The sequence below is a fragment of the Rathayibacter sp. AC182 genome (assembly GCF_979253875.1).
The window spans coordinates 113,986-137,919 of record NZ_CEEDEK010000006.1 but is presented as its reverse complement, the minus strand read 5'-3'; the positions used below and the strand labels follow the sequence as shown (position 1 = coordinate 137,919).

Genomic DNA, 23,934 nt, shown 5'->3' with positions numbered 1-23,934 from the left:
GCAGAGAGTGCTCCTCGATCAGTGTCAGCCGAGCTTGGTCATCGTCGTCCTTTCAGAGGGGCAGGCGCACACTTTCGCGTCGGTGGCGAGCCTTCCCGCCGGGCTGCTGCCTGCAGCGAGTGTGTGGTTCGAGAGAGGCCGGGTAGGGAGCGGCTGTCGGCAGCACGGTGCGCCGTCTGCTCACCGCTCCTACCCGATGTCGCTCTTCAGGCGAGATCGAGCCCGAACCCGGATCGGGAAGAGCGGGTCCCGTGTGCTCGAGGGAGCATCCGGGGCGGAGTCGCGGATGCTTTCCATCGAGAGCGGGACCTCGACCGGGGAAGCCGCCCCGCGGGGCTGATTTGGCCGGTGAGAGCGGTCACCAGTGCTTCGTCGGAGACACCGAAGGTGACCGTGAGCCCGGCCAGAGCCTCCACGATGGGCGCGAGGAGTGCGGGCCGGTCGAGTGCGACGCCGAGGACCAGCGGAACGGTCTTCGCGATGGTGCGCAGGCGATGAACCAGTCCCGGTCGCATCTCCAGCGATCCCTGGTGGAAGTAGGGCCAGTTTCCTCCAGCGAACAGGATCATCTCTGGGTTCGAACGGTGCTTCGATGCGGATGATCGGCGATATCGGCGTCGCCGACGGGAGCGACGGGAGAGCCCAACTGGGCGAGCACGCCGGGGATCGATTCCCTCCGAGTACACCTTCATGCCGGGCGTCAGCGGCAGGGCTGGTGCGTCCTCTGACTGGCCGCTCTTCAGTACGACGACGGATCGCGACCGGGCCTCCAGGCCGGCATCGTCGCGAGGGTGGCGGCCGCCGACGAGAGCGGCGGCCGCTTCCTCGGCTCGATTTCGAAGGAAGGTTGTCGAACGGTCCAAGCTGAAATTTCACCAGCAGCACGCGCCGCGGCGTGGATTCGCCGATCTGGGCTTCAGTAGATGCCGCCGCCGTGCACGAGCTCGATCAGGAGTTCTGGGCAGCGACTGCCCGCCGCCGAACCGGGTCGGCGCCGGCCTCGGAGAATTTTGACCATCCGCTGGCGAGCGTCGAGGTGCTCGACTCCCAGGCGCGGGCGGGGGAGGACCCGGTCGCCGACGATGTTGTCGTTGACGAGTTCCCAGTCGGTGAGGATCACGCCGCTCGAAGCCGAGCCTTCTCCCGCAAAGCAGGCCGGCGAGGATCTGCTTGTTGTAGCCGAAGCCGACCTCTTCGATGAGGCTCGCCGTCGATTTCCAGGCCGATGGCGCACGCCGTAGCAGGGCATGATCGCCGCGGTGCCGTTGCCGATGGCTACTTCGAATGGGCGAAGGTGAACACCGAACGCGTTGGCGGGATAGATCCAGTCCCCGTCCGTAGGGGAAGTGAGCGTCTTCGCCGTCCTTTGGGGCCGGCGCCCGGGAAGCGCTTGGTGACGCAGGCGACGCCGGAGGCGTCGAGCGCGGGTCCCTGGAAGCCTTCGAGGCAGGCGGTGGTGAAGTCCACGGCGAGGTCGGGGTCGGCGGCCAGCGATTGGAGCCGGCGTGTCCAGCGCGGCTCGCTCGCGAGATCGACCGGGGTGCGCAGCGCCATGGTGATGCCGACTGCGCGGTATTCGTCGCGGGCGGCGTTCCGCGAAGTCTCGGACGGTGTCGCTGTCGTGGAGCGCGGCCATGCCGAGAGCGTCCGGCCATTGCGAGAAGGGGCCGGCGGTGAAGGACGCTCCGACGTTGTCGACGAAAGCGTGGCAGGTCGGGCGGAGATGGTCACCGGGATACCGTAGCGCTCCGGGCAGCGAGCCGCTGCAGCGCGTTGTTCCAATGTGCGGCTTCGCGCGCGCTGCTGATGCGGTGCACGTTGAAGTGCGGTTGATGTAGCGGTCGAGGACGACTTCGGTCGGGACTTGCCGATCGCGCCCGGCTCCTCCAGTAGGTCACCGTCCGGCCCGATTTCACCGACGGTGTGGAAGAGCAGACCGATCTTTTCCTCGAGGCTCGAGGCGAACCAGGAGGTCCTCGGTGCGCTCCTGCAGGCGCTCAGTAGCGGGTCTCTCGAAGCGGTCCATCTGGCCGTTTCCGTTGAGGTCTCGGCAGGCCTCTTCGGTGCGTGCGGTGGTGGTGGTCATGCGGCAATCCGCTTCGTGCTGTCAGGTCGGCATCGACGCCGAGCGGAGAGGGCGGCTGAGGCCTCTCAGCCCTTGATTGCGCCCTGCATGACGCCGGCGACGAGCAAGCTTGCCGAGGATGAGGAAGAGGACCAGCAGCGGCACGATCGACACGAGGACGCCGGTCGCGATCAGCGGGATGTCCTTGAAGAACCCGGTCTGCAGGAGCTGGAGCGCGACCGGCAGGGTGGGGTTTTGGGGTCCGAGGACGATGGCCGGCCAGAAGTAGCCCCGTCCACGCGCCGATGAAGGCGAACAGGCCCAGCATCGAGGCGGCGGGGCGAATCCGCGGGAAGAGGCGATCGACCAGAAGGTGCGGAAGGTGGACGCGCCGTCGATACGGGCCGCTTCGATGAGTTCGAAGCGAGGGCAGCCGACAGGTACTGCGTCATCCGGTAGGACACCGAATGCGGTGACGATGCCGGGCAGGATGACCGCCCATAGGTTGCCGACGAGTCCGCTGAGTTCGCGCATCACGATGTAGAGCGGGACGACACCGAGCTGGGTCGGGACGGCAAGGGTGGCCACGACGAAGGCGAGCAGGGTGTGGACCTGGCCGGTGCGGAAAGCGGAGGCCTCGCGAACGCGAAGCCGGCGAGGGTGGAGAAGAAGACGACGGCCACGGCGGTGGACAGCCGAGACGAAGAACGAGTCTCCAGGCGGCCTCTCACCAGGTCGATGTCGGACTCGGGAAAGAGTCTGGACGAGGTTGCTGGCGAGTTCTCCGCCGGGGAGATGACGGAGGGGATGGGGTTCCTGTGACACCTCGGCCGAGTGCATTCGACGCGAGGAGGACGCCGGTGTGGCGGCCAGCGGCAGGACCGAGATGAGGATGACGGCTCCGAGGAGCGCGTAGGTCACCCATTTCGGCTTGTCCCCCGTGGTGCCTTTGTCGCGTCGACGGGAGGCCGCTTTCGCGGCGCCTGGGCCGGCCGTCTGGTGGATGTAGGGGACGGAGGGGGCGGTCATGGCGTCCTCCTCAAGAACTTCGTCGGTCGAGATGTTGAGGCTGGTGCTGACGATCGGGGTGGCGCTGGCGGCCTCGTTCACCCGAGACGTCCGGCGGGTCTTGCGGGTGGGCGCGGTGCGTCGCCGGAGGCGATGCGGCGGGAGAGCCAATTGCTCACCAGGGCGAAGACGACGATGAGGATGAACAGCAGCCAGGCCACGGCTGCCGCGCGGCCGAGTCGCTTGCTGGTTCCAGCCGAGCTCGTGGAGGTAGAGTGGCGGATGGTCTTCCACTGTCCGGAGTTGCCGCCGAGGCCTTGGGCGGCCGTAGAGCTCTGGGCTCGTCGAAGATCTGGAGGCCGCCGATGGTGGACGTGATGGTCACGGTGAAGATGTAGATGGTCGGTCGCACGCTGAGGGTGACGGTGATCGGCGAGACGAACTTGCCGCAGTCGGCCGGCGCCGCCGATGATTGCCGCTTCGTAGAGTGCCTCGCGGGGGATGGCCTGCATCGCGGCGAGCAGGACGAGGGTGTTGAACCCGATCCAACGGAAGTTGACCATCGTGGCGATCGCGACGTGCGAGGGAAGGCTGTCGCGGTGCCAGCCGATCGCGTCTACACCTACCCAGCTCGAGGACAGCGTTCACGAGTCCTGACTGATCGGCGAACAGGCGGGAGAAGATGAGGGTGACGTGCGACGGGGACGACGACGTAGGGCAGCAGGACACCCATGCGCCAGAACGTCTTTGCGCGGATGTTGGCGTTCAGCACGCTCGCGATAGCTACCAGGGCGATCGCGATCTGCGGGATGGTCGGGAGAGCAGGAAGATGCTCAGGGAGTGTTGCCGAGGGAGGTCCAGAAGACCGGCCGGCTGAGGACGAACGTGAAGTTGTCGAGGCCGACGAAGTCGCCCTGCCCGCCGATGAGGTCCCAGTCGTGGAGCGAGACGTAGGCGGTGTAGAGGGAGTGGGAAGAGTCCGACGATGCCGAACACGATGAAGAACGGCGCGATGTACGCGTAGGGGCGCCTTGAAGTCCCAGCGGCCGAGCCGCTCTTCTCCATGGGGAGATCGGCTGTGGTGCGGACTCGGGCGGCATTGTCGCGTTCGCAACAGGGTCGGACATGGAGTTCACTCTCTTTTCAAGCGACGAGGGGCGCGCGCGTCAGCGCGGCCCCTCACCTACGGGGGATGTCAGGGCCTATTCGAGGTTGCCCAGCTCATCCAGGAACATGTCCTGGCGGGACTCCTGCGCATTCTGTGTCTTGTCGACGGAGACGCGGTTGATCGCCTTATTGAAAGCGTCGGTGATCGCGAAGTAGTTGTCGCCCTTGAAGGGGATCTCCGTGATCGCCGCGGAACGGTTAGTGAGGATCTGGCCGACGGGCGCGTTGTTGAAGAACTCGTTCGTAACCTGCTGGAGCTCTTCGCTCTGCTGGGCTTCCACCTGGCTGGGGAAGTTGCCGGTCGACTCGAAGGCCTTCAGCTGCTGCTCGGGGAGCGGTCAGCCAGTCCCGCGAGGGCCTTGGCCTCATCAGGTGCTCCGACTGCGTCGGCACGGTCAGGTAGGAGGCCACCGCCGTTGCCGCCGCCGCCGGGGAAGAAGACGTCGGCGACGTCCCAGCCGGTCACGCCGGCCGCGTTGCCCTCGATGACGCCGAGCATCCAAGACGGTGAGAGCATCACGGCGAAGCCGTCGCCCTGGAACGAGCTGTCCCAGTCCTCGGTCCAGCGCGCGAGGTGAGCCGAGAGGTCGTCGTGCTCCATCGCCGCGTCGTAGATCTTCTTCAGATCCGGGTTGGTGCCGGCGATGATATCTCCATTGTCGGGGTCCTCCCACAAGCACCTCGCACCGGTCGCCCCAGCTGGTCGCGATCATCGAGGCCGAAGCGTCGTAGAACGGCACCTCCAGCGCCCGCGGCCTGGAACTGCTCGGCCCACGGCGAAGAAACGTTCCCGAGGTCGCTTCGTCTCCGCCGAAGAGCGCCGCGACCGACTCGCGGTCGCTGGGCAGCCCGGCCGCCTCGAAGAGGTCTGCACGGTAGGTGATGGACGACGGGCCGATGTCGGTCGCGGTAGCCCAGAGAGCTTGCCGCTCGGTGGACGTGGCTGCAGGTCGACGTTCCACTGGCTCCAGCGGCCTTCGACATCAGGCGAGGAGAGGTCGACGAAGTCGGTCGCCGCTCTCGAGCACCTGAGGCAGCCAGCTGTTGTCCACGCCGACGATGTCGGAGAGGCCGGATCCGGCGCCGAGCGAGGTCTGGAACTTCCTCCTGCCCTGCCTCGCCGCTGGTGGCGAACTTGTTCTGCTCGATGGTGATGTCCGGGTTGAGCTCCTGGTACTCCTTGATCAGGTCGTCGTACCCCCACTCGCTGAACGTCGAGATCGCGGACAGGGTGACCGCGCCGTCCGCGCCGGAGTCGTTCTTCGAGCCGCCGGGCTTGTAGCAGCCAGCCAGAAGATACCAGGGGCGCCGCGGCTAGCAGCACGAGGGCCTTCGGGATTGATCGCATTCCCGCTCCTTTGTGTGCGAGGGGCCACACCGTTCGGAACTGCGTCGCTCGGGCAGCCGTGTCCATGCGTGAGCTGTTGCGATGGACGCCCCGATCCTCGAGCTTGGCCCAACGTTCAATCGGGTGCCGTTCGGTGGTGACGGAGATGAGGTGTGCGCCCTAACCTGGTCGCATGACAAGCTTTTCGTGGAGATCTTCTGAGCGGGGGTTATCGTGGGGGACATGCCCACCAGCCCGAGAACGCGCGGACCGTACCGCAAGGGCGTGGAGCGCCGTCGTGAGATCGTGACGGCGGCGGCTCAGCTGTTTGGCGAGTCCGGGTACACCCACGCCTCCATGCGGGAGCTCGCCAAGCGCGTCGGTCTGTCTCAGGCCCTGCTCCTGCATTGCTTCTCGGACCAAAGAGGACCTGCTCGTGGAGGTGCTGAACCTCCGGGATGCGTCTCGTTGCCGAGCAACTGCGCCGACATCAGCTGACGCCAAGATCGCTGCGACGCGATCTCGGAAGGTTGCTCGCCAGCGCGGCCGAGCACGAGGGTCTGACGTCGCTGTACATCGCCTTGGCCGCGGAGGCGATCGACCTGGCGCACCCGGCGCACAAGTATTTCGTTGACTCACTATCGCGCTGCTCAGGAGCAAACGCGTGAGCCCGGTACCGATGACGGCGTGGTTCCTCCCGGGGTGCGCCCTCGAGCTGGTCACGGCGCTGGGGATCGCCGTGATGGACGGCCTCCAGGTTCAGCGCCAGTATCGTCCCGACCTGGATCCGGTCGCAGCTGTCAGACGCCTACTGGGAAGCTCGTCGCCGCCGCCCGATCCTGGTGGGCGCTCACCGCGCAGAACCCGGACGTCGTTTCAGAAACGCGTTCCACGCTGCGGCCCCGTCCTCAGCCCCGCAGTTGACGAGACGAGCGGGGCTCACCGAGCCCGCGGAGGAAACGGCCCCACAAGGAGCTTCACCCTCCCACCGATCACGCTCTGACAGCGCCGGACCTCGTCCGCGACGGGAGATCCGATGCGAACCGTGGAACCCCACGCGTGAAGGCGCTTCAGGCGCTCAGGTCGACGGTCGCGAGCGCCGGCACGGTGCGCGTGCGGCACACTTCCAGGCGACCCAGTGGGCGCTGGAGCTTGGGGGTGCGGCGAAGGGTGTCGTAGTCCACTCGGACGATCTCGACGGCGGTGCTCGTACCCGCGGGCCGCCCACTCGAAGTTGTCCAAGAGCCGGCCAGCACGAGATAGCCGGCTACGTTCGCGCCTTCGATCCCGCGCACGCAGTGTGGCGGCGAGGTGATTCGGCGAGGTACTGCGTGCGATTGAGGTCGAAGCGCCGCGGGCCGACCGGGTCGACTTCGGTGACGACGTCATCGAAGGCCGCGCCGCCCTCCATCACCATGATGGGAAGGGTGGGCCACTGCGCGGAGAGCGCGACGAGGCGATTCTCGAGCCCCCACGGTTCCACGGTCCAGCCCATGGCTGTGCGGCCAAAGCCTTCCGGCCGGAACGGCTCGACACGCTCAGAGCCGGGAAACTCGGTCCCGCCCTTCTGCTCGCGAGCCGGGTCGTAGTCGGCTCGGCTACGGATATGCATGATCTCGGTAGTAGTTCACTCCGAGAAGATCGATGGGCTGGTGGCAGATCGTTTCGTCGCCCGGCTGAACGCAGGAACCTCCAGTCCGTGAAACGCCTTGGTGTCCTCGAGCAGATCTGCTGGGTATGCGCCCTCGAGGACTGGTCCGGTGAACACGCGGTTGGCGACGGCGTCGAACAGCGCCAGCAGCTTCCGCGTCGTCGGGCGTTTCCGGTTCGACGCGGAAGATGTTGAGGACGATCGACACCTTCGCGTCGTCCTTGGTGATCGTGCGCCCCAGTGCCTGAACGGCGAGGCCGTGCGCAAGGTTGAGGTGAGGAGCTGCTTTCAGCGCATCCTCAAGGACTCTTCATCCCCGGGGGCGAACACGCCGCGGCCCGTATCCTGCGAACGAGTTGTTCCAGGGTCTCGCTGTGAGCGGACCAGACGCTGGCCACGGCGGTCTCCCGCAACCCCGCCCCGACGATCTCTGCGTAGCGTTCGAAGGCGTGGGCGGTCTCGCGTCCTCGCCAGCCGCCGTACTCGTCCTCGAGCGGCCTGGAGGGAGATCCCAGCGGTTCAGCGTGACCACAGGGCTGATTTCGCGGTGAAGAAGTCCGTCGATCAGGTTGGAGTAAAACGCCAGGCCCGCCTCAGCCAGACAGCCCCCTCGCCGGTCGGCATGACCCGCGACCATGGAGAATCGAGAATCGGCACACGTCGAGCTTCAGCGAGGTCATGATGTCGAGGTCGGTCTCGACGTGGCCGTAGTGTCCGGCAGCGACATCACCCGTCGCGCCGCCCGAGGTGGCACCAGGGGTGTGGCTGAAGGTGTGTCCCGTGATCGAGGGGCCTCGGCCATCCTTCGCCGCTGCGCTCGACCTGATAGGCCGCGGTCGCTGCCCCCAGAGTGAATCCCCGAGGAACGAAGAGGTCGCTCGCAGCGATCAAGTGGTGATTCATCGAGGACTCCGGTGTCGTGAGGTGCGGCTTCGGGCGCGGTTCCCGCCCCGCTCGGGGGCGGCGGGAAGACGATTTCACCGTAGGGCGACGGCGATATCGAGCAACCCGTTCCCGAAATAATTTCGCGCTGTCAGCTCTGGGTTTCTCAGTACTTGGAAGGAAGCGGACACTCGGCATTGCGCAAGCTTTCGGCGGGGATACCTCGTCCTCATGGGAACACCATCCGGCGCACGAGCTCCGACTCTTCGTGACATCGCCCGAGTCGCCGGGGTGTCCGTTCCTACCGTCTCGAAGGTTCTCTAACGGATCGCGGTGATGTCTCGCCGGTAGACTCGCGAGCCGCGTTCAGGAGGCAACCGCGCAGGTCGGATACCGTCGCGTGCCGTCTGCGGCAGTCGACGCGCTCAACGCCGAGCAGCTGGTCGACCTCGTTCTCCCCGCCAAGTCCGGGACCCCGGGCCAGCGCGCTGATCGGAGGCGCGCTGGAGCGTGTGGCAGCGGATAGCGCGCTCGACCTGGTCATCATCATGGTTCGCAACGGGGACAGCCGGGAGGGCGCTCGTGGGTGGAGCGGCTCGGTGGACCATCGTTCACGTGGTGCCCTGATTGCCGTCGAGCAGCCGACCGCCGTCGAACGACGGCTCCTCGACCGAGCGCGCATCCTGTTCGTCCTCATCGACCCTGCCGGCACTCCTGTTCGCTCTGCACCGAGCGTCGGGGCGTCGAACTGGGCCGGTGGTCACGACGCCGCGAGCTACCTGATCGACCACGGCCACACCTCGCGGTGGTCGCCGGAGATCCGCATCTCACTCAACCGTCGCGAACGCACAGGAGGACTCCTGTCCAGCGTCCGCGAACGCCTGCCCGACGCGCGACCGATGGTCCTCTACGGCGGATGGTGAGCTAGTGAGAGGCCACCGCTCAGGTGGCCGCGGAGCTGTTGCGGTCGAGCGCCCGGCCCACCGCTGTCTTCGCCTGCAACGACAACATGGCCCTGGGCGTGTACACCGCGGCGCACGCACTCGGTCTGAGTATCCCCGAGCAGCTCAGCGTCATCGGGCTCGATGACCTCGTCGAAGCCAAACTTGCCTCGCCCCCGCTCACCACGGTCCGGCAGCCGATCGCGGAGATCGGAGCCGCCGTGCTGCTGCAGCCTGCTGGACATCAGAGGCGGGCATCCTGTCAGCCGTCGATCTCGAGCTGGCCACCGATCTCGACGTTAGAGGGTCGGCGGCAGCCGCCCCTGCAACATGATCGTTCGTAATGTGCGGGGGACGAAGAACCGCCCGGCGACGTGTAGTCACCGAGCGGCGCGGCGGGAGTGGCCCGTGTCTGACGGCTAGCGCACCGTCACGGTGACCGGCTTCTTGGACTCCGTCGATCCCTTCGCATTGGTGAAGACGGCGGTGAGTGTGTGCGGGCCGGCGGCGATGCCCGAGAGGGACACCCGCGCGGTCTGCTTGTTCGGCGTGGCGGCCTTCAGCGGACCCGATCCGACGACCTGGCCATCCAGCTTGAAGGCGTACGAGGTCCCGTTGATCCCGAACTTCAGTGTCGCAGTCGCTACGAACGTTCCGTCCTGATCCTTGTTGTCCACGCTGACTACGGGCTTGGTCGGTGCGAGGTTCTTCACCAGCACGGTGGTGGTCTTTGTCGACGTCACACCCTGCGAGCTGATGAGCTCGGCGCGGTACTTGCGCTTGCCGTCGGCTTTGTCGGAGAAGGACGTCGTCGCCGACGTGCGACGAGGCGTTGATGGAGGTCGAGTCGCCGAGCCGACACCAGGACGTCGTTCTCGTAGAGACGGTAGTAGCCACCGGGTGCACCGTTGCGGAGGCTCATCTTGGACGTCGTAGCTGCCATCGCTCAGCCCGAACTTCCATCCGGTGTTGGACAGGGTGGCCACGCCGGGCGCAGCGGCCGAAGCTGCACCAGTCCTGCCGCAGAGCGTCGCGGAAGGCGAAGTAGGCGGGCTTGGGGTTGTACTCCTCGTCGAACAGCAGCGGCTTCTGGACCCCGGGAGCCAGGTGTAGAGGTGCTTGTCCGTGAATCCCCACGTGCTGACCTCGGTCACCCCGGCAAGCGAGAGCCCCGGCGAGGACGTCGCCGTAGACCTGCGCCTGCTGGACCGGATCGCACGCGGTGAGCGTCGAGCTCGGCGATCTCGACGCCGTAGCCCGAGAGCTCGGGGTGGCGGTAGCCGACCATCTCGGTAATGACACCGGAGACCGGGCTCGCGAGGGTCTCGTGCATCTGAAGAGCGACGCCGTCGATGGGCACCACCTTCGGCAACGAGTCCGGTCAGCAGCCCGAGGAAGGCCTGGCGCTTAGCCGGGTCGAACTCGACCTGGTTCTCATCGATGAACAGCCGCGCGTCCGGGTCCGCTGCTCGAGCGATGCGGAAGGCGTCCGCGATGTAGCCCGGGCCGAGGACCTTGTAGAAGGTCGTGGGGCTGGAGCTCGGTGCCCTGAACCTCGAGTGGCTTCGGAGACCACATCCCAGCGGTCGATCTTCCCGTCGCAGCGCTGCATCACGCAGTGGTGAAGGTCGGTCATCGCGGCCCGCATCTTCGTCGGGATCGGTAGATCGCCTCGACGCACTGGGGTTACAGCAGGTGGAGACTGGCAGACCGTGTGCCTTCACGGCCATGTCGTGCTCCTCAGCCGAACGCCACCAGGCGATCGAGCCCAGCGAAGGTCGTACACCCCTTCCTGGGGCTGAGTGAAGTTAGCTTCACTTCAGCTCGTTCTCGGGGGAAAGGCCGCTGAACTGCTCGGAGAGGGTGTCGGCGAACGCCGGCTCGGCGAGGTAGTTGGACGGGCGACTCATCGGTCGTCCACTCGGCGGGCTTTGATCGATCCGGAGCCGATCGCGAGCCTCGGCCGGCCCAGCCAGTTCGCGCGGAGGTGGGACCGGTGTCGGTCGACGCCGTGGCGGGGACCGCCGCAGCGAGGTCAGGCCGAGGGCGACGGTAGCGGCGAGGGCTGTGGCTTGCAGTGTTCTCATTAGTCGGATCCAATTCGCGAGCTGCGAACCCAACAGCAGAGCTGGCGGGGCGCGGTGACGGAATGAGCCGAGTGCACGACGTAGCGAAGGCGACGATGCCTCTCAGACTCCCTTGAGTGAGTGCGGACCAGACTGACACCAGGTGAGGCAGCCGGGAGATTCCGAAACTCTTCGGGGGGAGGCGTTGCGCGGTCACCATCGCTTCCACCCCGCCGAGCAACGGCCTCAGAGCCGTTGGGCGCCACAAATCCGGAACGCGTGCCTGGCCGAACGCCCGCGCCCGCATCCGCGCCATCGCCCCGGAGCCGCTCTTCAGCGCTCTCAGCCATCTCCGCGCTGAGCGGCGTCGGAGAACGAGTTCCTCGCGACGCAGAATCGGAAGCAAGGACATACCGACGCTTGACACCACAGGTGGAGAGCGCTTCCTTAACCCGGTCGCAACGTCGCGCACACCGTCCCACGGAGGATCAGAATGGCACCCCTAGATCTCGACGAATCCTGCAGTTCTCATCCGCGCGTTCGTCCTTCTCGCCTCCCTTTTATCCGGGCTGATAGGCACCGCTCCTCTGGCCGCCGCTGCCGAAGGCTCCGGCCCATATCAAGCGCGATCAGCCTCCAGACATCGACCGGACCGACTGGCTCAAGCATCCTGCGCCTCGGCGTGACCGCGCCGGAGCTGGAGGGCACGCGGGCGAAGCCCGCCGGTCAGGCGCCTTGACTGACTACTACTCGGCGATGCTCTCCTCGAGTTTCGCGTCGCGGACGCTGCGCTCGGCGAACCTCGGGCCCTCGGACAGCGCTCCGGCTGATGCCCGTTACGACGACGCGTCCGACTTCGAGCCGGCCTCTGGACGGACGCAGAGGGCGCATACACCCAGGCCGTCCTCTACTACTTCACCGGAGATGCGGTCTATCGCGAGAACGCGCTGCGGATCCTCCGGGTGTGGGAGAACATGAACCCCTCCGGCTACGTCCGCTACCCGGACTCCTACATCAAGACCGGCATCGTCTTCTACAAGCTCATCGCCGCTGCAGAGCTGATCCGCTCGTCCACCTTCACGCAGGCCGCATTGTCGTACCCGCTCGAGTGGACTGCCCAGGACCAGGCGAAGCTGAGCGACAACTTCATCGTCCCCATGACGGAGACGATCCTGCACGACAACAGCTACTACATGAACCAGTTCAGCATCCCGCTGCTGGGCGCCATGGCCGGCTACATCTTCCGCGACGACAAGGCCCGCTACGACGAGAGCGTCGAGTGGTTCACCGTCAACTCGACCGCCCCTGACCCGGCGATCAACGGAGCACTGACCGGCATCTTCCGCGAGATCCCGGCCGATGCGCCCTACAACACGTACGGCTACTCCTTCGTGCAGCACCAGGAGATGGCACGCGATCAGGCGCACGGCGGCGGCGATGTGAACATCCTCACCGCACTCGCCCGCGTCGTGGACTCTCAAGGCATCGAAGGTCGACCCGGAGGACGGAACCGTCTCGACCGTGGCCGACGCCGTCTCTCCATACGCCTTCAAGGACTACCGGCTCCTGCGCGGAGTGAACCAGTTCGTGGGCTTCATGATGGGCTACGACGTCCCCTTCGTGGACATCACCGGTGGGCCGGCGAAGCTCTCGCAGTGGTACCGCGGTCGCTGGTCCGACTCGCTCAGCGAGCTCTACAACATCTACGCGCGCGAGCTCGGCGTCGATGCCGCGACCATCGCCCCGTATGTCGCCCAGCAGCACGAGCAGCAGGACCCTGCGATGTTCTACAACTTCCCCAGCCCGAGATCGGAACCGCGGTCAGCGGCGACACCGACGGCCGGCGCACCTTCTGGGTGGCAGCATGCCCGGCGCCGAGTACCGGCTCGCGCTCCCGCCGCCGCCTCAGCCGATGCGGATCCCCCTCAGAACGGGTCGCCCGTCACCTTCGAGCAGAAGGGATCGGTCATCTCGGTGACGCGACTGCCGTCGATTCCGGAGCAGTCCTCCGAGTGACGCCCGGTGAGGACGGGACGGTCGTCGCCGTCCGCTCGCTCGTCTACGGCCCCCGGACCTCCTACAGCCCCGTCGGTGTCCGCGTGCGCACCACCGAGCCCGCCACCCTCAAAGTCAGCAGGCTCCCCGACGTCGACCCGTACCAGACGGTCAGCGTCCCCGACACGGAGGGACAGTGGCGCTGGATCAGCTACGACATGAATCAGTCCGTCGTCCTCTCCCCGAGATGGGCGACAACCACCTCGCGTACTACACCTTCACGAGCAGCTGCACGACCAGCGACGCCGACTGCGCCATCGATCTGGACAAGGTCGACGTCCAGGCCGGCGACACCCTGACCCCGCCGGTCTTCGACCGCGGTGCGTCGACCACGGTGATCGGAGCGCAGGCAGGCGCTGAGCGCCGACCTGTCCGCGAAGGATCCGGGAGGCCCTCGCCTACACAGGCCACGACCTGCCCAGCGGCGCCGTGCTGAACGGCTCGACCGGAGCCTTCACCTGGACTCCGAACGCTCCAGGCACGTCCCGCCTCGTCGTGCAGGCGGACGACGGAACCACCGAAGCCGCCCTCGCAGTGACGATCGAGGTCGTCGCCGATCGGCCCGCCGCGATCGCCCGTGCACGAGCAGCGTTCGACGAACAGGCGGTGTACACCTCGACGACTCGAACGGCCTATGACAGCGCCCTCGCTACCGCCGACGCTCTCGTGGCCTCCAGCAGCAGTGCGTCCGACGCTGCGCTGCTCGAACTCCAGAAAGCGACGGCCGCTCTGGCCCTGCTCTCCCCGCGCGCCTCCGACGGCTCCCTCGACTACGTCGACATCGCCACCTCGTCCATCGGGTCCGCGAAGCTGGGCAACCTGCTCGACTTCGACGCCGAGACCTTCTCCGGGGACCTCTCGGTCGACTCGATGACGCTCGACTTCGGAACCGCCTACCGCGTCCGAGCCGATGCGTTCAGCCTCCAGGCCCGCTACCTGTGGGGAGCCGGCTGGCAGGTACCGCTGTCTACGGATCGAACGACAACGTCACCTGGACGAAGCTGACCCCTGCCTCGACGACGAACACGAACGCGAGCGAGATCCTCGCCGTCGCCCAGGAGCACCGGGACTCGTCCTTCCGCTTCCTCAAGCTCCAGGACTCGAACTTCTCGGGCATCCTCAGCGTGGGCGAGTTCCGGATCGACGGCGAACGGGTCGAAGCGGCCTCCGCGGTCTCCTCCGCGACGATCACGTCCTCGAATCCTTCGAAGGGGCGGGCGGCGAACGGTGACACCGTCACGCTCTCGTTCACCACGTCCCAGAACGTGACGGACGTCCGAGGGACGATCGAAGGGGCCGAGGCGGACCATCTCGGGCGGCCCGCGCTCCTGGCCCGCGACAGCAGTCCCAAGCCTCGCTGATGTCACGTCCGGGCGGCCGGTCGCGTTCAGCATCGGATATCGTCTCGCCGACGGGACCTCGGCCGATCCGCTCGTCGTGACGTCCGACGGCTCCACACTGTTCCTTCCTCGAACGAGACCACGATGATCCGCGGGCTTCCGGGCATCGTCGACATCGATCAACCTCCGCCGGCGAGCTCGACCCGAGTCGCGCTTCCCAGATCACGAAGACGCCCTGGACGGCGACCGCGCGACCTTCTCCGACATCGGGCAGGACAACGGCGTAGCGTTCGCCGCGATCCTCGACACTCGGGAGGGCGGCCTCGATCGCGCTCTCGCGAGTCGAGCTGCAGGTCCGCCAGGGACTCCTGGGGCACCAGCCGAGCGGGACGCCTCCACCTCGAAGGATCGAACGACCTCACCACGTGGACGACGTGCTGACGGGGAACGCGGCCGCCACTCTCGACTGGCAGACGCTCGCGGTGAGCAGCACCTCCGGCGTTCCGCTACCTCAAGATTGCGAACGGCGACTGGATCAACATCGCGGAACTGCGACTGTTCGGCACCCATGTCGCGCCACCGGCGTCGTTCATCGCCACCTCCTCGACGCTCACGAGCAGCAACAGCGTTCCCAAGCTCGCCGTTGCCGGAGACACCGTCACTCTGGCGATCTCCGGTACCGAACCTCTTCCGGTGCCCGCGTCACCCTCGCGGGAGTGCCCGCCGCTGTCACCGGATCCGGAACGGCGTGGAGTGCATCCGCGGTCGTCCCCGCCACGGCCGCAGTGGGATCGAGGGTCGCGTCGCGGGTCGAGTACACCACGGCCGGGAGCGGGCAGGGCGACCATCGACCACCACCACCGACGGATCGACGGTTACCGTCAGCGCCGGTGACCGTCTGATCTCGGATCTCCTCGCGGGTCACCACGGTCGGCCTCACCGGCACGGCCGAGACGGCGAAGACCGTGTGCACCTGCAGCGCATGACCGACTCGGTGGCGAGCACCTTCTCGGACATCGGCGCGGTGGGCGGTGCCTACTACCTCGTGATGGACGCGGGAGAGGACGAGAACTTCGACCCGGAGCGCGCTGAGCCGCTCGCGCCAGGACTCCAACGGCACCAGCCGGGCCCGAGTCTGCACCCGAGGCCTCGACCGCACCTCACCCTGGACGACGATCACCACCTCGGCCAAGGGAACGCTTGCCTGGGCAGCAGCTGGCGTGCCGACCAACGCCGACCCGGCTCCGTTCCGGTATCTGAGGATCGCCAACAACACCTGGATCAACATCGCCGAGATCCGGCCGCTGTTCGGCGCGATCGCGCCCTCCCCGACCCCCTGCACTGGCGACCTCGGCCATCAGCACGGGGGCTTCCCAGAGCGTCGAGGTGGGCACCGCGATCGCCGCTCGAGGGATCGAAGCACATCGCGCCGACGGCTCGCCCGCAGCAGGCCGCGACGTCCTCTTCACCGTCGACGCGGCGCGGCGACGCTTCACCGACGGAGGAACGACGTCGACAGGCACCACCGATGCCTCCGGACGCGCCGAGCACGCGCACCACTCACCGCCGCTGCCGAACCCGGGGAGGCGATCGTCACCGCGGCCGTCGACGGCATCTCGGTCACCCTTCCGACGGTGACCGTCACCGCGAAGCCCGCAGCCCCGCTGACGGTCTCGGCGGCCGCGCACACGGAGATCGTCAAGAAGAAGGTCGTCCTCGTGGTCGCCGTCACCAACCCGGGAGAGTGCGGTCGGCGCCGTCGTCCGGACGAAGGCCTACGGAACGACGACGATCGAGAGCATCGCTCCGGGCGCCACCGAGAGCGTGACCATCCCCACGAAGAAGAAGACGGTTCCCGCGCAGCTAGCGACCGTCGTCATCACGCGCCCCGGTGAAGCGGATCGGACCCTCACGGCTCCGTACGACGCCTCGCGGTAGGCGGGGTACGAGACCGTTCCTCGCTGAGCGCTGCCCGCTGCTGACGTCGCCGCCGTTGCTGCACGGAGCGGATCCGCTCACGTCGGCAACGGCAGCGTCGTCGGATCACCGGGTCGGAGATGGGAGGTCTGCACCAGTGGTCCAGTCGCGGACGGTGGACACGAACCACGTCGGCGCCTCCTCGTGGAGGAAGTGGCTCTGCATCGGGGGCGATGCGGATCGAGACCGGGCCGCTCCCGTCGGCGGCGCGGTGCTCTGTCGCCGCGCGGTCGCGGGTCGGGTACAGCGCGAGCGTCGGCTGGCGTCGCCTCCGTGCAGGTACTCGACGGCGGCGTCAGCCGCGCCGAACGACTCCGGAGCGAGGTAGAGCGACTTCGAAGGGCGTCGGCGAGGACGCGAGGAGACGCACGCAGCAGGTCTTTCCGCGCCCCGCCGATCAGGGCTTCGGGGGCGTCGGAGGAGAAGGCTCGGCCGACGTCGGCCGCGGCCTTCCCGGGACCTGGCGGCGCGGTACTGTGCAGCCGCGCCGGCGCACTGCCCATCTCCCTCGTCGTCCGCCCCGTAGGCGGGATCGATCACGACGAGCGAGTCGATCGAGCGCGGCTCGGACACCGCCGCTGCCGTGACCACCGCGGCCACCCATCGAGCGGCCGATCAGCGCGACCCCGGCCCGGACCGAGCGTGTCGACGACCTCGAGCACGTCCTCGCCGGCGCGCGGGATCGAGGCGCGCAGCTCGGAACCGGCCTCCGATCCGCCGTGGCCGCGGAGGTCCAGCGCGACGACGTCGCCCAGGTCGAGGAGCCCCTCGATCGACTCCTCCCAGCTCGCCGAGCTGCAGCCCCATCCGTGCACGAGGACGAAGCGGCGCCCCACTGGCCCGGGAAGCGGTGGACGCGCAGGGCCGCGCTGCCGACGCGGACCTCGCTCCGCCGGGACGGAGTTTGCAGGAGGCGTAGGATGCGCCTGGATACCGCTCTCCAGAGTCACGGCGCTATTTTATGCGGCTTTCCTTGACATCCGGAACGGAGCGGCTCCACTATTGGAAAACGCATTCCGGCGGAGGAGATCCGACCGGCCGGCGCCCCAGGACCACAAGGAGCAATGATGCTGAAGACAACGAGGCCGCCTCCGCGTGCCGCGCCCATGAGCGCGGAGCGAGCGGACCCGGCGCGGGGTGGACGCGATGACGACCACCATCACCACGGACGGTCACCAGTCGGCGCTCGGAGCGGATGTCGCCGTGAGCCGGAAGCAGGGTCGTCGGCCCAAGCGCCTCGGCAACGGCGGACGCCAGCCGCGGGACTACGGACTGTCGGATCCTCGCGGTACCCGCGATCATCCTGTTCCTGGTGTTCTCCTACGCGCCGATGGCCGGCCTGATCGTGGCGTTCCAGGACTTCTCCGTGAGCTCGGGGATCTTCGGCTCGCCGTTCGTCGGATTCGACAACTTCGCCTTCTTCTTCACCTCGGGCGACGCCGGCTGGATCCTCGCCAACACCCTGTTCCTCAACGTCCTCTTCCTCGCAGCGACGCCCTCTCCGGGATCCTCCTCGCGCTGATGCTCAACGAGATCCGCGGGAAGACGACGAAGAAGTTCCTGCAGTCGGTGATCTTCATCCCGTACTTCGTCTCGCCCATCGTGGTCAGCATCTTCCTGCAGTCCTACCTCGCCGGAGTCGGCGGACGCGGCGGCATGGTCAACGACATGCTGAATGTCTTCGAGCACTCGTCGATCAGCTGGTACACCGAGCCTCGGTCCGTGGCCGTGGATCCTCACCATCGTCAAGGTCTGGCAGCAGGGCGGGTACCTCTCGGTGATCTTCCTCGCGGCGCTCACCGCAATCCCTGAGGAGGTGTACGAGGCCGGCCAGATCGACGAGCTCCTCGCGCTGGCAGATGGCCCTGCGCATCACCACGCCACTGCTCATGCCGACCGCGGCGATCCTGCTCGTCCTCGGCGTCGGACGCATCTTCTACGGAGACTTCGGCACCATCTACGCGATCGTCGGTGACAACGGACCCTCTTCTCGTCCACCGACGTCATCGACACCTACGTCTTCCGCTCCCTCAGAACCCTGGGCGACTTCGGGACCACCGCAGCGATCGGGCTGTTCCAGTCCGTCGTCGGATTCGTCCTCGTCGTCCTCGCGACGCTCGTGCAGCGGCGCTACGCCAAGGAGACCTCGCTGCTATGAGCACTGTCCTGACCCCCGATGTCCCGACGGCCCTCCCCGATGACCAGGGGACGCCGACGACCGTGCCGAGTCGACCCCGCCGGCGTCCGGAGACGTTCACGATCATCAGCTACGTGGGGACGTCGCTGTTCGCTCTCGCCTGCCTGATCCCGTTCTGGATGGTCGTCGCCGGATCCTTCACCGACGAATCCGTGCTCTCCCGCACCGGGTACTCTGTTCTGGCCCACCCCGTTCTCGGTCGAGGCCTACGCGACTCTCTTCGCGGGGGCCGGCTGTGGATGGCGTACGGCGCGTCGATCTTCATCACCGTCGTCGGAACCGCGATCGCCGCGGTCGAGCCTCCGGCACTCGGGTCATCGCGCGGCCTTCCGCGCCTGAGCACGTCGCTTGCCGTGTTCGCCTACATCCCCATGCTCTTCACCGGAGGGCTCGTCCCGCTCTACATCCTGGTCACGCAGGTGCTGCAGCTGCAGAACTCCCTCTTCTCCGTGATCCTGCCTCTCGCACTCGCTCCCTTCCTCGTCTTCGTGCAGGTGTCCTTCTTCAGGGCCGTGCCCGTCGAGATCCTCGACTCGGCGAAGATCGACGGCGCAGGCGAGCTGCGCGTCTTCTTCCAGATCGTGCTTCCGCTCTCGAAGCCGGTGCTCGCCGTCATCGCCCTGTTCTACGGGGTCACCTACTGGAACGACTGGTTCCACGCCCTGCTGTTCATCACGGACGTCGACTAGTACTCCGCTCCAGCTCGTGCTGCAGAACCATCGCGAGCATCGGCAACGCCAACAACCTGTCGCAGACCGGAACGGCACCCGCCTACCAGATCCGTCTCGCCATGACGGTCGTGACGATCGCCCCCATCCTCTTCGCCTACCCCTTCGCCCAGCGGTACTTCGTCAAGGGCCTCACCCTCGGAGCGACGAAGGGCTGACGCCCTCGCACTGCTCTCCACCCACGCGACCTCCCTCACGGAGGCCCGCCGACCGAGCCTGCGCTCGGCAGCCGGCGATCACATTCGAAAGGAACTCCTCATGGCACCGATCACCACTGCTGCTGGTCGCGGCTTCTCCCGGCGCGGCTTCCTCGCGGGAGGAGCCGGCGCAGCCGCGCTGCTCCCCTCGCCGCCTGCACGGGCGGAGGCGGCTCCTCCGGCTCGTCGAGCGAGCTCAGCCTGCTGCTGCCGGGCGTCGCACCCACCGGCTGGAGCAGCGTCCTCGCCGCGGTCAACACGAAGCTCGAGAAGGACCAGGGCTTCACCATCAAGCCCGAGTTCATCAACTGGCAGAACTACTCCAACCAGTCGCTCCTCAAGTTCACCGCAGGCGAGAACTTCGCCACGGCGCTCAGCGCCCGCTGGCTGAACATCTCGAAGCTGATCTCGGACGGGGCCCTCACCGGTCTGAGCTCGCAGCTCGCTTCCGGAACGTACTCGAACCTCGCGTCGACGATCTCGACCGAGGCTCTGAAGCCAACCGCTGGAGCGACGGAGATGCCGTGCGGCTGCCGGCGGTCAACTCGGCCGGACGCATCCACCACTACAGCGTGCGCGGGGACCTCGCGGACACGTACGCAGGCGGCACCATCGACTCCTACGACGCGCTCGAGAAGTTCTGGTACGACGTCAAGCAGAAGGAGGGCATCACCCCCTACGTGGCGCGGCCTCAGCACCTTCTCGTCCATCGGCGCGCCCACGGGCGTGTTCTACCGTCAGGGCTGGGAGAAGCCCGACATGATCCCGGTCTACTTCTCGCCGACTCGCTCATGCCCGTCCCCGCCGCCGACGCCACCGCCACCGGGTCCTCGAAGCTCGTCCCGTTCTGGGAGCACGAGCCGTACGTCGAAGCCCTGCGCGCGACCCGCCAGTACTACCTCGACGGCATCATCAACGCCGACATGCTCAACATCGACGCGGCGACGGTCCAGTCCCAGTTCCAGAGCGGAGCTGCAGCCTCGACCTGGGCCATCACGGACGGCACCGCGACCACCACCAACCTGCCCGGCCTGCTCAAGGCCGTGCCCGGCGCCTCCCTGCTGGACGTCATGCCCCTTCGCCGAGGGGCTCGACGCGAAGCCGAACCAGCTGTTCCAGGCGGACAACATCGTCGTCGTCAACAAGGCGAGCAAGAACCAGGAGCAGGCGCTGCAGCTGCTCGACTGGGTCTCCATCGCCGAGAACCACGACCTGCTCGAGTACGGCGTCGAGGGGAAGGACTGGAACGCCGTGGGCGAGGACAGCTTCGAGTCGATCTCGGACTACAACAACTTCCCCGGCTACGCCCTCAGCTGGCGCGTCCCGCTCGAGCGTCTCCCGAGCACCATCGCCGAGTCCGAGAAGCAGAACTTCCTCTGGGCGAAGGACTACGAGAACTTCACGACGGATCCGTTCGCCTCGTTCATCCCCGACCTCGCCCCCGTCGAGGCCGAGAACGCGCAGATCACCCAGGCGCTGGCGCAGTACGGCAACCCGCTCTACGCGGGCGCGGTCGACGTCGACAAGGGCCTCGACGACCTCAAGAAGGCGGTCGAGGCCGCCGGTCTCGACAAGGTGCAGGCCGAGCTCGAGAAGCAGGCGAACGCCTACCTCGCGGCGAAGTGAGGCGACCGGTGAGTGCGCGCCCCTCCGCGACCGCGCGGACCTCCGCGCGACGATGGTCGCCATCGAGCGCGCTCACCGGGCCTCGTCACGAGCCGTCACCCGCCGGGGACGAGGCGGGGGCTGCTCTCCCGGAGGACGACATGACCGGAGAGCGTGCGAGTGCGGGGCCCGTCCGTCGGCGCCGGCTCGAGGCCGAGCTCGAGCGCGATCACGCCGCACCTCGTCCCAGGGGGAGGCGGACGGTCGTGAGCGCGGGCGTCAACGTCCCGCAGCGCGAGGAGGTCGTCCACCCCGGAGATCGCGACGTCGCCGGGGAGCTTCACGCCGGCTTCGCGCAAGCGGGCGATCGCACCGAGGGCGACGGCGTCCGCCGTCGCGAGGATCGTCCTCCGGCGTCGCTGCGGCGCCGGAGGAACTCGCCGGCCGCGACGTAGCCGCCCTCTCGGGAGAACGGCGCCGGCGATGATGCGATCGGGCGGGAGGCGGATGCCGGCGTCGGCGAACTCCGCCAGGATGCCGTCCGCCGCGTCGCGCGGCGTGACGGCCTTGGCCGGTCCGGCGAAGACGGTGAACTGCTCGTGGCCGAGGTCGAGGAAGGCGCGGGCGATCGCCCGGCCGACGCCGATGTTGTCGATCGAGACGGTGTCGAAGGGGAAGCCCTCGACCAGCCCGATGACCACGACGCGGCCACCATCGGCCTCGAAGGCCCGGAGTTCGTCGACGACGGGCCCGAAGGCCGCGTCGTCGACGTGCCGACCGCCGGCGAGGACCAGGAGGCGGGGACGCAGCCCGCGGAACACCGAGACGATGCGCCGCGCACGCGCCGCGCTCTCGTTCGTGGAGACCATCGTCACCATGAGGTCGGCGGCATCGGCGGCGTGGAAGACGCCGGCGGCGATGGGCGAGAGGTAGTCGTCCGGGATCGCGTTCACGACGAACGCGATGCTCTCGAGCGGCTCCTCGCGATGGCCGGTCTGCGCGGAGGCGTTGACCACGTATCCCAGCTCGGCCGCCGCGGCCTCCACCTTCTTCCGGTTCGCCGCGCCCACCGTCCGGGGCGGACGTGGTTCAGACTCCGGGACGCGGCCGCCCTCGACACGCCCGCCAGAGCGGCGACACGTCCTCCAGGGTGGCGGGGCTTCGGTACGGATAGCGGTTCCCTCGTGCGGCATCTGTTCCCTCGCTCGTCCCTTGTTCGTTCTGCGGACTCTACCAAGAGAGCGCGTTCCGCTCCCTGCAGCTAGTCCGCCCTTCACTCAGCCACCACGACCGTCTTCTGCGCGGCCTGGAAGACAAGGAGCATCCGCATGAAAGCGGCATTGGCGATGCAGTCCGACCTGCAGTACCGTCTTGTTCGACGACGGACTCTGCGCGCGAAGCTCGAACGGCTCGTCGACATCGATCTGACCCGGACCGTCTCGGACTACTTCGAGCGAAGCCGACGAGGTCCTGGCCGAGATCGAGGTGCTCGTCAAGCCCAGGATGGCCCGCCCCGCGCTCGACGGCCGCGTCCTCGACCGCATGCCCCGGCTGCGAGCGATCCTGCACGCCGGCGGTTCCGCAGAAAGGAACGACCACCCCCGAGGCGTGTGGACCGCGGGATCCCCGTGACGACCGCAGCGGACGCCAACGCGGTCCCGGTCGCCGAGTACGCCCTCGCGATGGTCCTCCTCTGCGGGGAAGAAGGTGCTGCCGATCGCGCAGGAAGTACGCCCGCCGCCAGTCCTTCATCGACCTCGAGAACGAGTACCCGCAGATCGGCGCCTACCGCTCCACCGTGGGGATCATCGAGCGCGTCGCGCACAGGACGGCATCTCATCCGTCTCCTCAGCCCGTTCCTCGTACCGGGTGCTGGTGTCCGACCCGTATCTCTCACACGAAGAGGCCGCCGTGCTCGGTGTCGAGAAGGTCGAGCTCGACGAGCTGCTGACCCGATCCCGGGTCGCGCCCTTCCCTGCACGCGCCCGACCTTGCCCTCGACACGAGGCCTGCTCGGTCGGCGGGAAAGCTCGGCCTCCCGGGCGACGGCGCGACCTTCATCAACACGGCCCGGCAGGCGCTGATCGACCAGGACGCGCTCCTCGGAGAACTGCGCAGCGGTCGACTGGATGCCGTGCTCGACGTGACGGATCCCGAACCGCTGAACGAGGACCATCCGTTCTTCGCCTTCCCCAACGTGCTCGTCACTCCGCACATCGCCGGGTCCCGCGGGACCGAGCTCCTGCTCCTCGGGGAGGCCGTGGTGGAGGAGGCGAGGCGGGCTGCGCGACGGGACTCCCGCCCGCGTTCCCCGTGGCCGCCGAATCCGCTCGCGGACGATCGCATGAGCGGGGACTCCGTGGAAGCAGACGTCCGTACCGTCGGCCGGCGACGGCAGCGGTGCCGGATCCTCCTTCGGGAGGCCTCGACGGCCCGGTCGAGTTCGAGTGCGGGTTCGCCGGCACCACTCCTTCGCTGGTGTCCTGGCGGCCCGTCGTCGAGGTCTTCACCGCCGACGAGCAGCGCGCCCGGACGAGCCAGAGCTACGTCCGCTCCGCCGTCGGGGAGCGTCTCCGACAGGACTCCCTCGTCGAGAGGGAGCTGGAGGACGCCTTGGAGGTGACCGTCACCCAGTCCGACCCGCGGGATCGGGAGCACGCGCCGTCAGCACGTTCACCCGACCACGCGGCAGTCTCCGCGCGCTCCGGATCACACAGCACGTCGCGAA

Annotated in this window: 36 protein-coding genes and 1 pseudogene; 15 read left to right on the top strand and 22 right to left on the bottom strand. The window is 67.6% G+C overall.

The annotated features are described in order from the left end of the window. Positions 1–916 precede the first annotated feature (916 nt). The 8 genes from AC0CII_RS25435 to AC0CII_RS25400 form a co-directional block, all read right to left on the bottom strand. A complete protein-coding gene (locus tag AC0CII_RS25435; protein ID WP_465231282.1) occupies positions 917–1,120 on the bottom strand; it encodes a hypothetical protein in 204 nt (67 codons plus the stop codon). Positions 1,121–1,275: 155 nt separating this feature from the next. Beyond that, positions 1,276–1,731 carry a glycoside hydrolase family 3 N-terminal domain-containing protein gene (locus tag AC0CII_RS25430; RefSeq protein WP_465231281.1) on the bottom strand — a complete coding sequence of 152 codons (456 nt, stop codon included), beginning with the start codon at positions 1,729–1,731 and terminating at the stop codon, positions 1,276–1,278. A 181-nt stretch (positions 1,732–1,912) separates the two neighbouring features. Next, positions 1,913–2,086: a hypothetical protein gene (locus AC0CII_RS25425; protein WP_465231280.1), complete on the bottom strand. Its 174-nt coding sequence runs from the start codon at positions 2,084–2,086 to the stop codon at positions 1,913–1,915. A gap of 21 nt (positions 2,087–2,107) precedes the next feature. Continuing rightward, a complete protein-coding gene (locus tag AC0CII_RS25420) occupies positions 2,108–3,175 on the bottom strand; it encodes an ABC transporter permease family protein (RefSeq protein WP_465231279.1) in 1,068 nt (355 codons plus the stop codon). Beyond that, positions 3,172–3,636: a hypothetical protein gene (locus AC0CII_RS25415; protein WP_465231278.1), complete on the bottom strand. Its 465-nt coding sequence runs from the start codon at positions 3,634–3,636 to the stop codon at positions 3,172–3,174. Before AC0CII_RS25415 ends, AC0CII_RS25420 begins: the two co-directional genes overlap by 4 nt. 270 nt (positions 3,637–3,906) lie before the next feature. Continuing rightward, positions 3,907–4,173 carry a hypothetical protein gene (locus AC0CII_RS25410; protein WP_465231277.1) on the bottom strand — a complete coding sequence of 89 codons (267 nt, stop codon included), beginning with the start codon at positions 4,171–4,173 and terminating at the stop codon, positions 3,907–3,909. 102 nt (positions 4,174–4,275) lie between these two features. Beyond that, positions 4,276–4,521 carry a hypothetical protein gene (locus tag AC0CII_RS25405; RefSeq protein WP_465231276.1) on the bottom strand — a complete coding sequence of 82 codons (246 nt, stop codon included), beginning with the start codon at positions 4,519–4,521 and terminating at the stop codon, positions 4,276–4,278. Positions 4,522–4,556: 35 nt separating this feature from the next. After that, positions 4,557–4,916 carry a hypothetical protein gene (locus tag AC0CII_RS25400; protein WP_465231275.1) on the bottom strand — a complete coding sequence of 120 codons (360 nt, stop codon included), beginning with the start codon at positions 4,914–4,916 and terminating at the stop codon, positions 4,557–4,559. An 894-nt stretch (positions 4,917–5,810) separates the two neighbouring features. On the opposite strand from AC0CII_RS25400, the gene AC0CII_RS25395 reads away from it, so the two are divergent. Then, positions 5,811–6,065 (top strand): TetR/AcrR family transcriptional regulator, encoded by a 255-nt coding sequence (locus AC0CII_RS25395; protein WP_465231274.1) that lies wholly within the window; start codon positions 5,811–5,813, stop codon positions 6,063–6,065. Positions 6,066–6,637: 572 nt separating this feature from the next. On the opposite strand, the gene AC0CII_RS25390 is transcribed toward AC0CII_RS25395, so the two are convergent. The 5 genes from AC0CII_RS25390 to AC0CII_RS25370 form a co-directional block, all read right to left on the bottom strand. Then, positions 6,638–6,823, bottom strand: coding sequence for a hypothetical protein (locus AC0CII_RS25390; RefSeq protein ID WP_465231273.1), 186 nt, complete (start codon positions 6,821–6,823; stop codon positions 6,638–6,640). A gap of 11 nt (positions 6,824–6,834) precedes the next feature. Then, entirely contained in the window at positions 6,835–7,179 is a 345-nt protein-coding gene (locus AC0CII_RS25385; protein ID WP_465231272.1) for a hypothetical protein, read from the bottom strand. Beyond that, the gene (locus tag AC0CII_RS25380; protein WP_465231333.1) at positions 7,166–7,459 is read right to left on the bottom strand and encodes a hypothetical protein; all 294 of its coding nucleotides are present in this window, start codon (positions 7,457–7,459) and stop codon (positions 7,166–7,168) included. Before AC0CII_RS25380 ends, AC0CII_RS25385 begins: the two co-directional genes overlap by 14 nt. Positions 7,460–7,528: 69 nt before the next feature. Next, positions 7,529–7,855, bottom strand: a complete 327-nt coding sequence (locus AC0CII_RS25375; RefSeq protein WP_465231271.1) for a family 1 glycosylhydrolase — start codon at positions 7,853–7,855, stop codon at positions 7,529–7,531. Beyond that, positions 7,812–8,003, bottom strand: coding sequence for a family 1 glycosylhydrolase (locus AC0CII_RS25370; protein ID WP_465231332.1), 192 nt, complete (start codon positions 8,001–8,003; stop codon positions 7,812–7,814). Before AC0CII_RS25370 ends, AC0CII_RS25375 begins: the two co-directional genes overlap by 44 nt. A 328-nt stretch (positions 8,004–8,331) precedes the next feature. Between AC0CII_RS25370 and AC0CII_RS25365 the strand changes: the two genes are divergently transcribed. From AC0CII_RS25365 to AC0CII_RS25355, 3 genes are all read left to right on the top strand, one after another. Continuing rightward, positions 8,332–8,424, top strand: a complete 93-nt coding sequence (locus AC0CII_RS25365) for a LacI family DNA-binding transcriptional regulator (protein WP_465231270.1) — start codon at positions 8,332–8,334, stop codon at positions 8,422–8,424. Between the two features lie 275 nt (positions 8,425–8,699). Then, entirely contained in the window at positions 8,700–9,023 is a 324-nt protein-coding gene (locus AC0CII_RS25360; protein ID WP_465231269.1) for a type 1 periplasmic-binding domain-containing protein, read from the top strand. Positions 9,024–9,046: 23 nt separating this feature from the next. After that, positions 9,047–9,385, top strand: a complete 339-nt coding sequence (locus AC0CII_RS25355; protein ID WP_465231268.1) for a substrate-binding domain-containing protein — start codon at positions 9,047–9,049, stop codon at positions 9,383–9,385. A gap of 75 nt (positions 9,386–9,460) precedes the next feature. Here the strand turns inward: AC0CII_RS25355 and AC0CII_RS25350 are convergent, their stop codons facing one another. The 3 genes and pseudogenes from AC0CII_RS25350 to AC0CII_RS25340 form a co-directional block, all read right to left on the bottom strand. Beyond that, positions 9,461–10,195 (bottom strand): hypothetical protein, encoded by a 735-nt coding sequence (locus AC0CII_RS25350; RefSeq protein WP_465231343.1) that lies wholly within the window; start codon positions 10,193–10,195, stop codon positions 9,461–9,463. Continuing rightward, positions 10,192–10,374, bottom strand: a complete 183-nt coding sequence (locus AC0CII_RS25345; protein ID WP_465231342.1) for a hypothetical protein — start codon at positions 10,372–10,374, stop codon at positions 10,192–10,194. The genes AC0CII_RS25350 and AC0CII_RS25345 overlap by 4 nt, the downstream gene beginning before the upstream one ends. 40 nt (positions 10,375–10,414) lie before the next feature. Beyond that, positions 10,415–10,771: pseudogene (locus AC0CII_RS25340) on the bottom strand (endo-1,4-beta-xylanase); the annotation flags it as partial. 1,310 nt (positions 10,772–12,081) lie between these two features. On the opposite strand from AC0CII_RS25340, the gene AC0CII_RS25335 reads away from it, so the two are divergent. Both AC0CII_RS25335 and AC0CII_RS25330 read left to right on the top strand, forming a co-directional pair. Then, entirely contained in the window at positions 12,082–13,461 is a 1,380-nt protein-coding gene (locus AC0CII_RS25335) for a hypothetical protein (RefSeq protein WP_465231267.1), read from the top strand. An 82-nt stretch (positions 13,462–13,543) separates the two neighbouring features. After that, positions 13,544–14,167, top strand: coding sequence for a putative Ig domain-containing protein (locus AC0CII_RS25330; RefSeq protein ID WP_465231331.1), 624 nt, complete (start codon positions 13,544–13,546; stop codon positions 14,165–14,167). On the opposite strand, the gene AC0CII_RS25325 is transcribed toward AC0CII_RS25330, so the two are convergent. After that, positions 14,130–14,417, bottom strand: a complete 288-nt coding sequence (locus tag AC0CII_RS25325; protein WP_465231266.1) for a hypothetical protein — start codon at positions 14,415–14,417, stop codon at positions 14,130–14,132. The genes AC0CII_RS25330 and AC0CII_RS25325 overlap by 38 nt on opposite strands. Before the next feature lie 743 nt (positions 14,418–15,160). Further along, positions 15,161–15,844 (bottom strand): hypothetical protein, encoded by a 684-nt coding sequence (locus AC0CII_RS25320; RefSeq protein ID WP_465231265.1) that lies wholly within the window; start codon positions 15,842–15,844, stop codon positions 15,161–15,163. A gap of 44 nt (positions 15,845–15,888) precedes the next feature. On the opposite strand from AC0CII_RS25320, the gene AC0CII_RS25315 reads away from it, so the two are divergent. Next, positions 15,889–16,140: a hypothetical protein gene (locus tag AC0CII_RS25315; protein ID WP_465231264.1), complete on the top strand. Its 252-nt coding sequence runs from the start codon at positions 15,889–15,891 to the stop codon at positions 16,138–16,140. Next, positions 16,137–16,397 (top strand): hypothetical protein, encoded by a 261-nt coding sequence (locus AC0CII_RS25310; protein ID WP_465231263.1) that lies wholly within the window; start codon positions 16,137–16,139, stop codon positions 16,395–16,397. Before AC0CII_RS25315 ends, AC0CII_RS25310 begins: the two co-directional genes overlap by 4 nt. A gap of 618 nt (positions 16,398–17,015) precedes the next feature. On the opposite strand, the gene AC0CII_RS25305 is transcribed toward AC0CII_RS25310, so the two are convergent. After that, positions 17,016–17,294, bottom strand: a complete 279-nt coding sequence (locus tag AC0CII_RS25305; protein WP_465231262.1) for an alpha/beta fold hydrolase — start codon at positions 17,292–17,294, stop codon at positions 17,016–17,018. A gap of 497 nt (positions 17,295–17,791) precedes the next feature. On the opposite strand from AC0CII_RS25305, the gene AC0CII_RS25300 reads away from it, so the two are divergent. The 4 genes from AC0CII_RS25300 to AC0CII_RS25285 all read left to right on the top strand — a co-directional run bounded on the left by AC0CII_RS25300 (position 17,792) and on the right by AC0CII_RS25285 (position 19,365). Next, the gene (locus tag AC0CII_RS25300; RefSeq protein WP_465231261.1) at positions 17,792–18,001 is read left to right on the top strand and encodes a hypothetical protein; all 210 of its coding nucleotides are present in this window, start codon (positions 17,792–17,794) and stop codon (positions 17,999–18,001) included. After that, positions 18,001–18,291 (top strand): hypothetical protein, encoded by a 291-nt coding sequence (locus AC0CII_RS25295; protein ID WP_465231260.1) that lies wholly within the window; start codon positions 18,001–18,003, stop codon positions 18,289–18,291. The genes AC0CII_RS25300 and AC0CII_RS25295 overlap by 1 nt, the downstream gene beginning before the upstream one ends. 4 nt (positions 18,292–18,295) lie before the next feature. After that, positions 18,296–18,454 carry a hypothetical protein gene (locus tag AC0CII_RS25290; RefSeq protein ID WP_465231259.1) on the top strand — a complete coding sequence of 53 codons (159 nt, stop codon included), beginning with the start codon at positions 18,296–18,298 and terminating at the stop codon, positions 18,452–18,454. Positions 18,455–18,633: 179 nt separating this feature from the next. Beyond that, a complete protein-coding gene (locus AC0CII_RS25285; RefSeq protein WP_465231258.1) occupies positions 18,634–19,365 on the top strand; it encodes a carbohydrate ABC transporter permease in 732 nt (243 codons plus the stop codon). A 307-nt stretch (positions 19,366–19,672) separates the two neighbouring features. On the opposite strand, the gene AC0CII_RS25280 is transcribed toward AC0CII_RS25285, so the two are convergent. After that, entirely contained in the window at positions 19,673–19,894 is a 222-nt protein-coding gene (locus tag AC0CII_RS25280) for a hypothetical protein (protein ID WP_465231257.1), read from the bottom strand. Positions 19,895–19,918: 24 nt separating this feature from the next. Next, the gene (locus tag AC0CII_RS25275) at positions 19,919–20,311 is read right to left on the bottom strand and encodes a hypothetical protein (RefSeq protein WP_465231256.1); all 393 of its coding nucleotides are present in this window, start codon (positions 20,309–20,311) and stop codon (positions 19,919–19,921) included. Between the two features lie 16 nt (positions 20,312–20,327). Here AC0CII_RS25275 and AC0CII_RS25270 point away from each other — a divergent pair, with 16 nt between their 5' ends. Next, a complete protein-coding gene (locus tag AC0CII_RS25270; RefSeq protein WP_465231255.1) occupies positions 20,328–21,227 on the top strand; it encodes a DUF3502 domain-containing protein in 900 nt (299 codons plus the stop codon). Positions 21,228–21,322: 95 nt separating this feature from the next. Here the strand turns inward: AC0CII_RS25270 and AC0CII_RS25265 are convergent, their stop codons facing one another. Beyond that, complete coding sequence (locus AC0CII_RS25265; RefSeq protein ID WP_465231254.1) at positions 21,323–22,252, bottom strand: substrate-binding domain-containing protein; 930 nt, start codon at positions 22,250–22,252, stop codon at positions 21,323–21,325. A gap of 439 nt (positions 22,253–22,691) precedes the next feature. On the opposite strand from AC0CII_RS25265, the gene AC0CII_RS25260 reads away from it, so the two are divergent. Together AC0CII_RS25260 and AC0CII_RS25255 are read left to right on the top strand one after the other, a co-directional pair. Then, on the top strand, positions 22,692–22,838 hold the full coding sequence (locus AC0CII_RS25260) for a hypothetical protein (RefSeq protein WP_465231253.1): 147 nt from the start codon (positions 22,692–22,694) through the stop codon (positions 22,836–22,838). Positions 22,839–23,181: 343 nt separating this feature from the next. Then, positions 23,182–23,829 (top strand): NAD(P)-dependent oxidoreductase, encoded by a 648-nt coding sequence (locus AC0CII_RS25255; protein ID WP_465231330.1) that lies wholly within the window; start codon positions 23,182–23,184, stop codon positions 23,827–23,829. The last annotated feature ends 105 nt before the right edge of the window (positions 23,830–23,934 follow it).

Excerpts from the sequence above, each read along its gene's own strand:
- AC0CII_RS25425 (WP_465231280.1), bottom strand. The coding sequence starts at position 2,086 with ATGACCACCACCACCGCACGCACCGAAGAGGCCTGCCGAGACCTCAAC.
- AC0CII_RS25395 (WP_465231274.1), top strand. The coding sequence starts at position 5,811 with ATGCCCACCAGCCCGAGAACGCGCGGACCGTACCGCAAGGGCGTGGAG.
- AC0CII_RS25335 (WP_465231267.1), top strand. The coding sequence starts at position 12,082 with ATGAACCCCTCCGGCTACGTCCGCTACCCGGACTCCTACATCAAGACC.
- AC0CII_RS25345 (WP_465231342.1), bottom strand. The coding sequence starts at position 10,374 with ATGCACGAGACCCTCGCGAGCCCGGTCTCCGGTGTCATTACCGAGATG.
- AC0CII_RS25375 (WP_465231271.1), bottom strand. The coding sequence starts at position 7,855 with ATGGTCGCGGGTCATGCCGACCGGCGAGGGGGCTGTCTGGCTGAGGCG.
- AC0CII_RS25295 (WP_465231260.1), top strand. The coding sequence starts at position 18,001 with ATGCTCAACGAGATCCGCGGGAAGACGACGAAGAAGTTCCTGCAGTCG.
- AC0CII_RS25415 (WP_465231278.1), bottom strand. The coding sequence starts at position 3,636 with ATGGTCAACTTCCGTTGGATCGGGTTCAACACCCTCGTCCTGCTCGCC.
- AC0CII_RS25275 (WP_465231256.1), bottom strand. The coding sequence starts at position 20,311 with ATGGACGAGAAGGTGCTGAGGCCGCGCCACGTAGGGGGTGATGCCCTC.
- AC0CII_RS25385 (WP_465231272.1), bottom strand. The coding sequence starts at position 7,179 with ATGCATATCCGTAGCCGAGCCGACTACGACCCGGCTCGCGAGCAGAAG.
- AC0CII_RS25410 (WP_465231277.1), bottom strand. The coding sequence starts at position 4,173 with ATGCCGCCCGAGTCCGCACCACAGCCGATCTCCCCATGGAGAAGAGCG.
- AC0CII_RS25365 (WP_465231270.1), top strand. The coding sequence starts at position 8,332 with ATGGGAACACCATCCGGCGCACGAGCTCCGACTCTTCGTGACATCGCC.
- AC0CII_RS25285 (WP_465231258.1), top strand. The coding sequence starts at position 18,634 with ATGAGCACTGTCCTGACCCCCGATGTCCCGACGGCCCTCCCCGATGAC.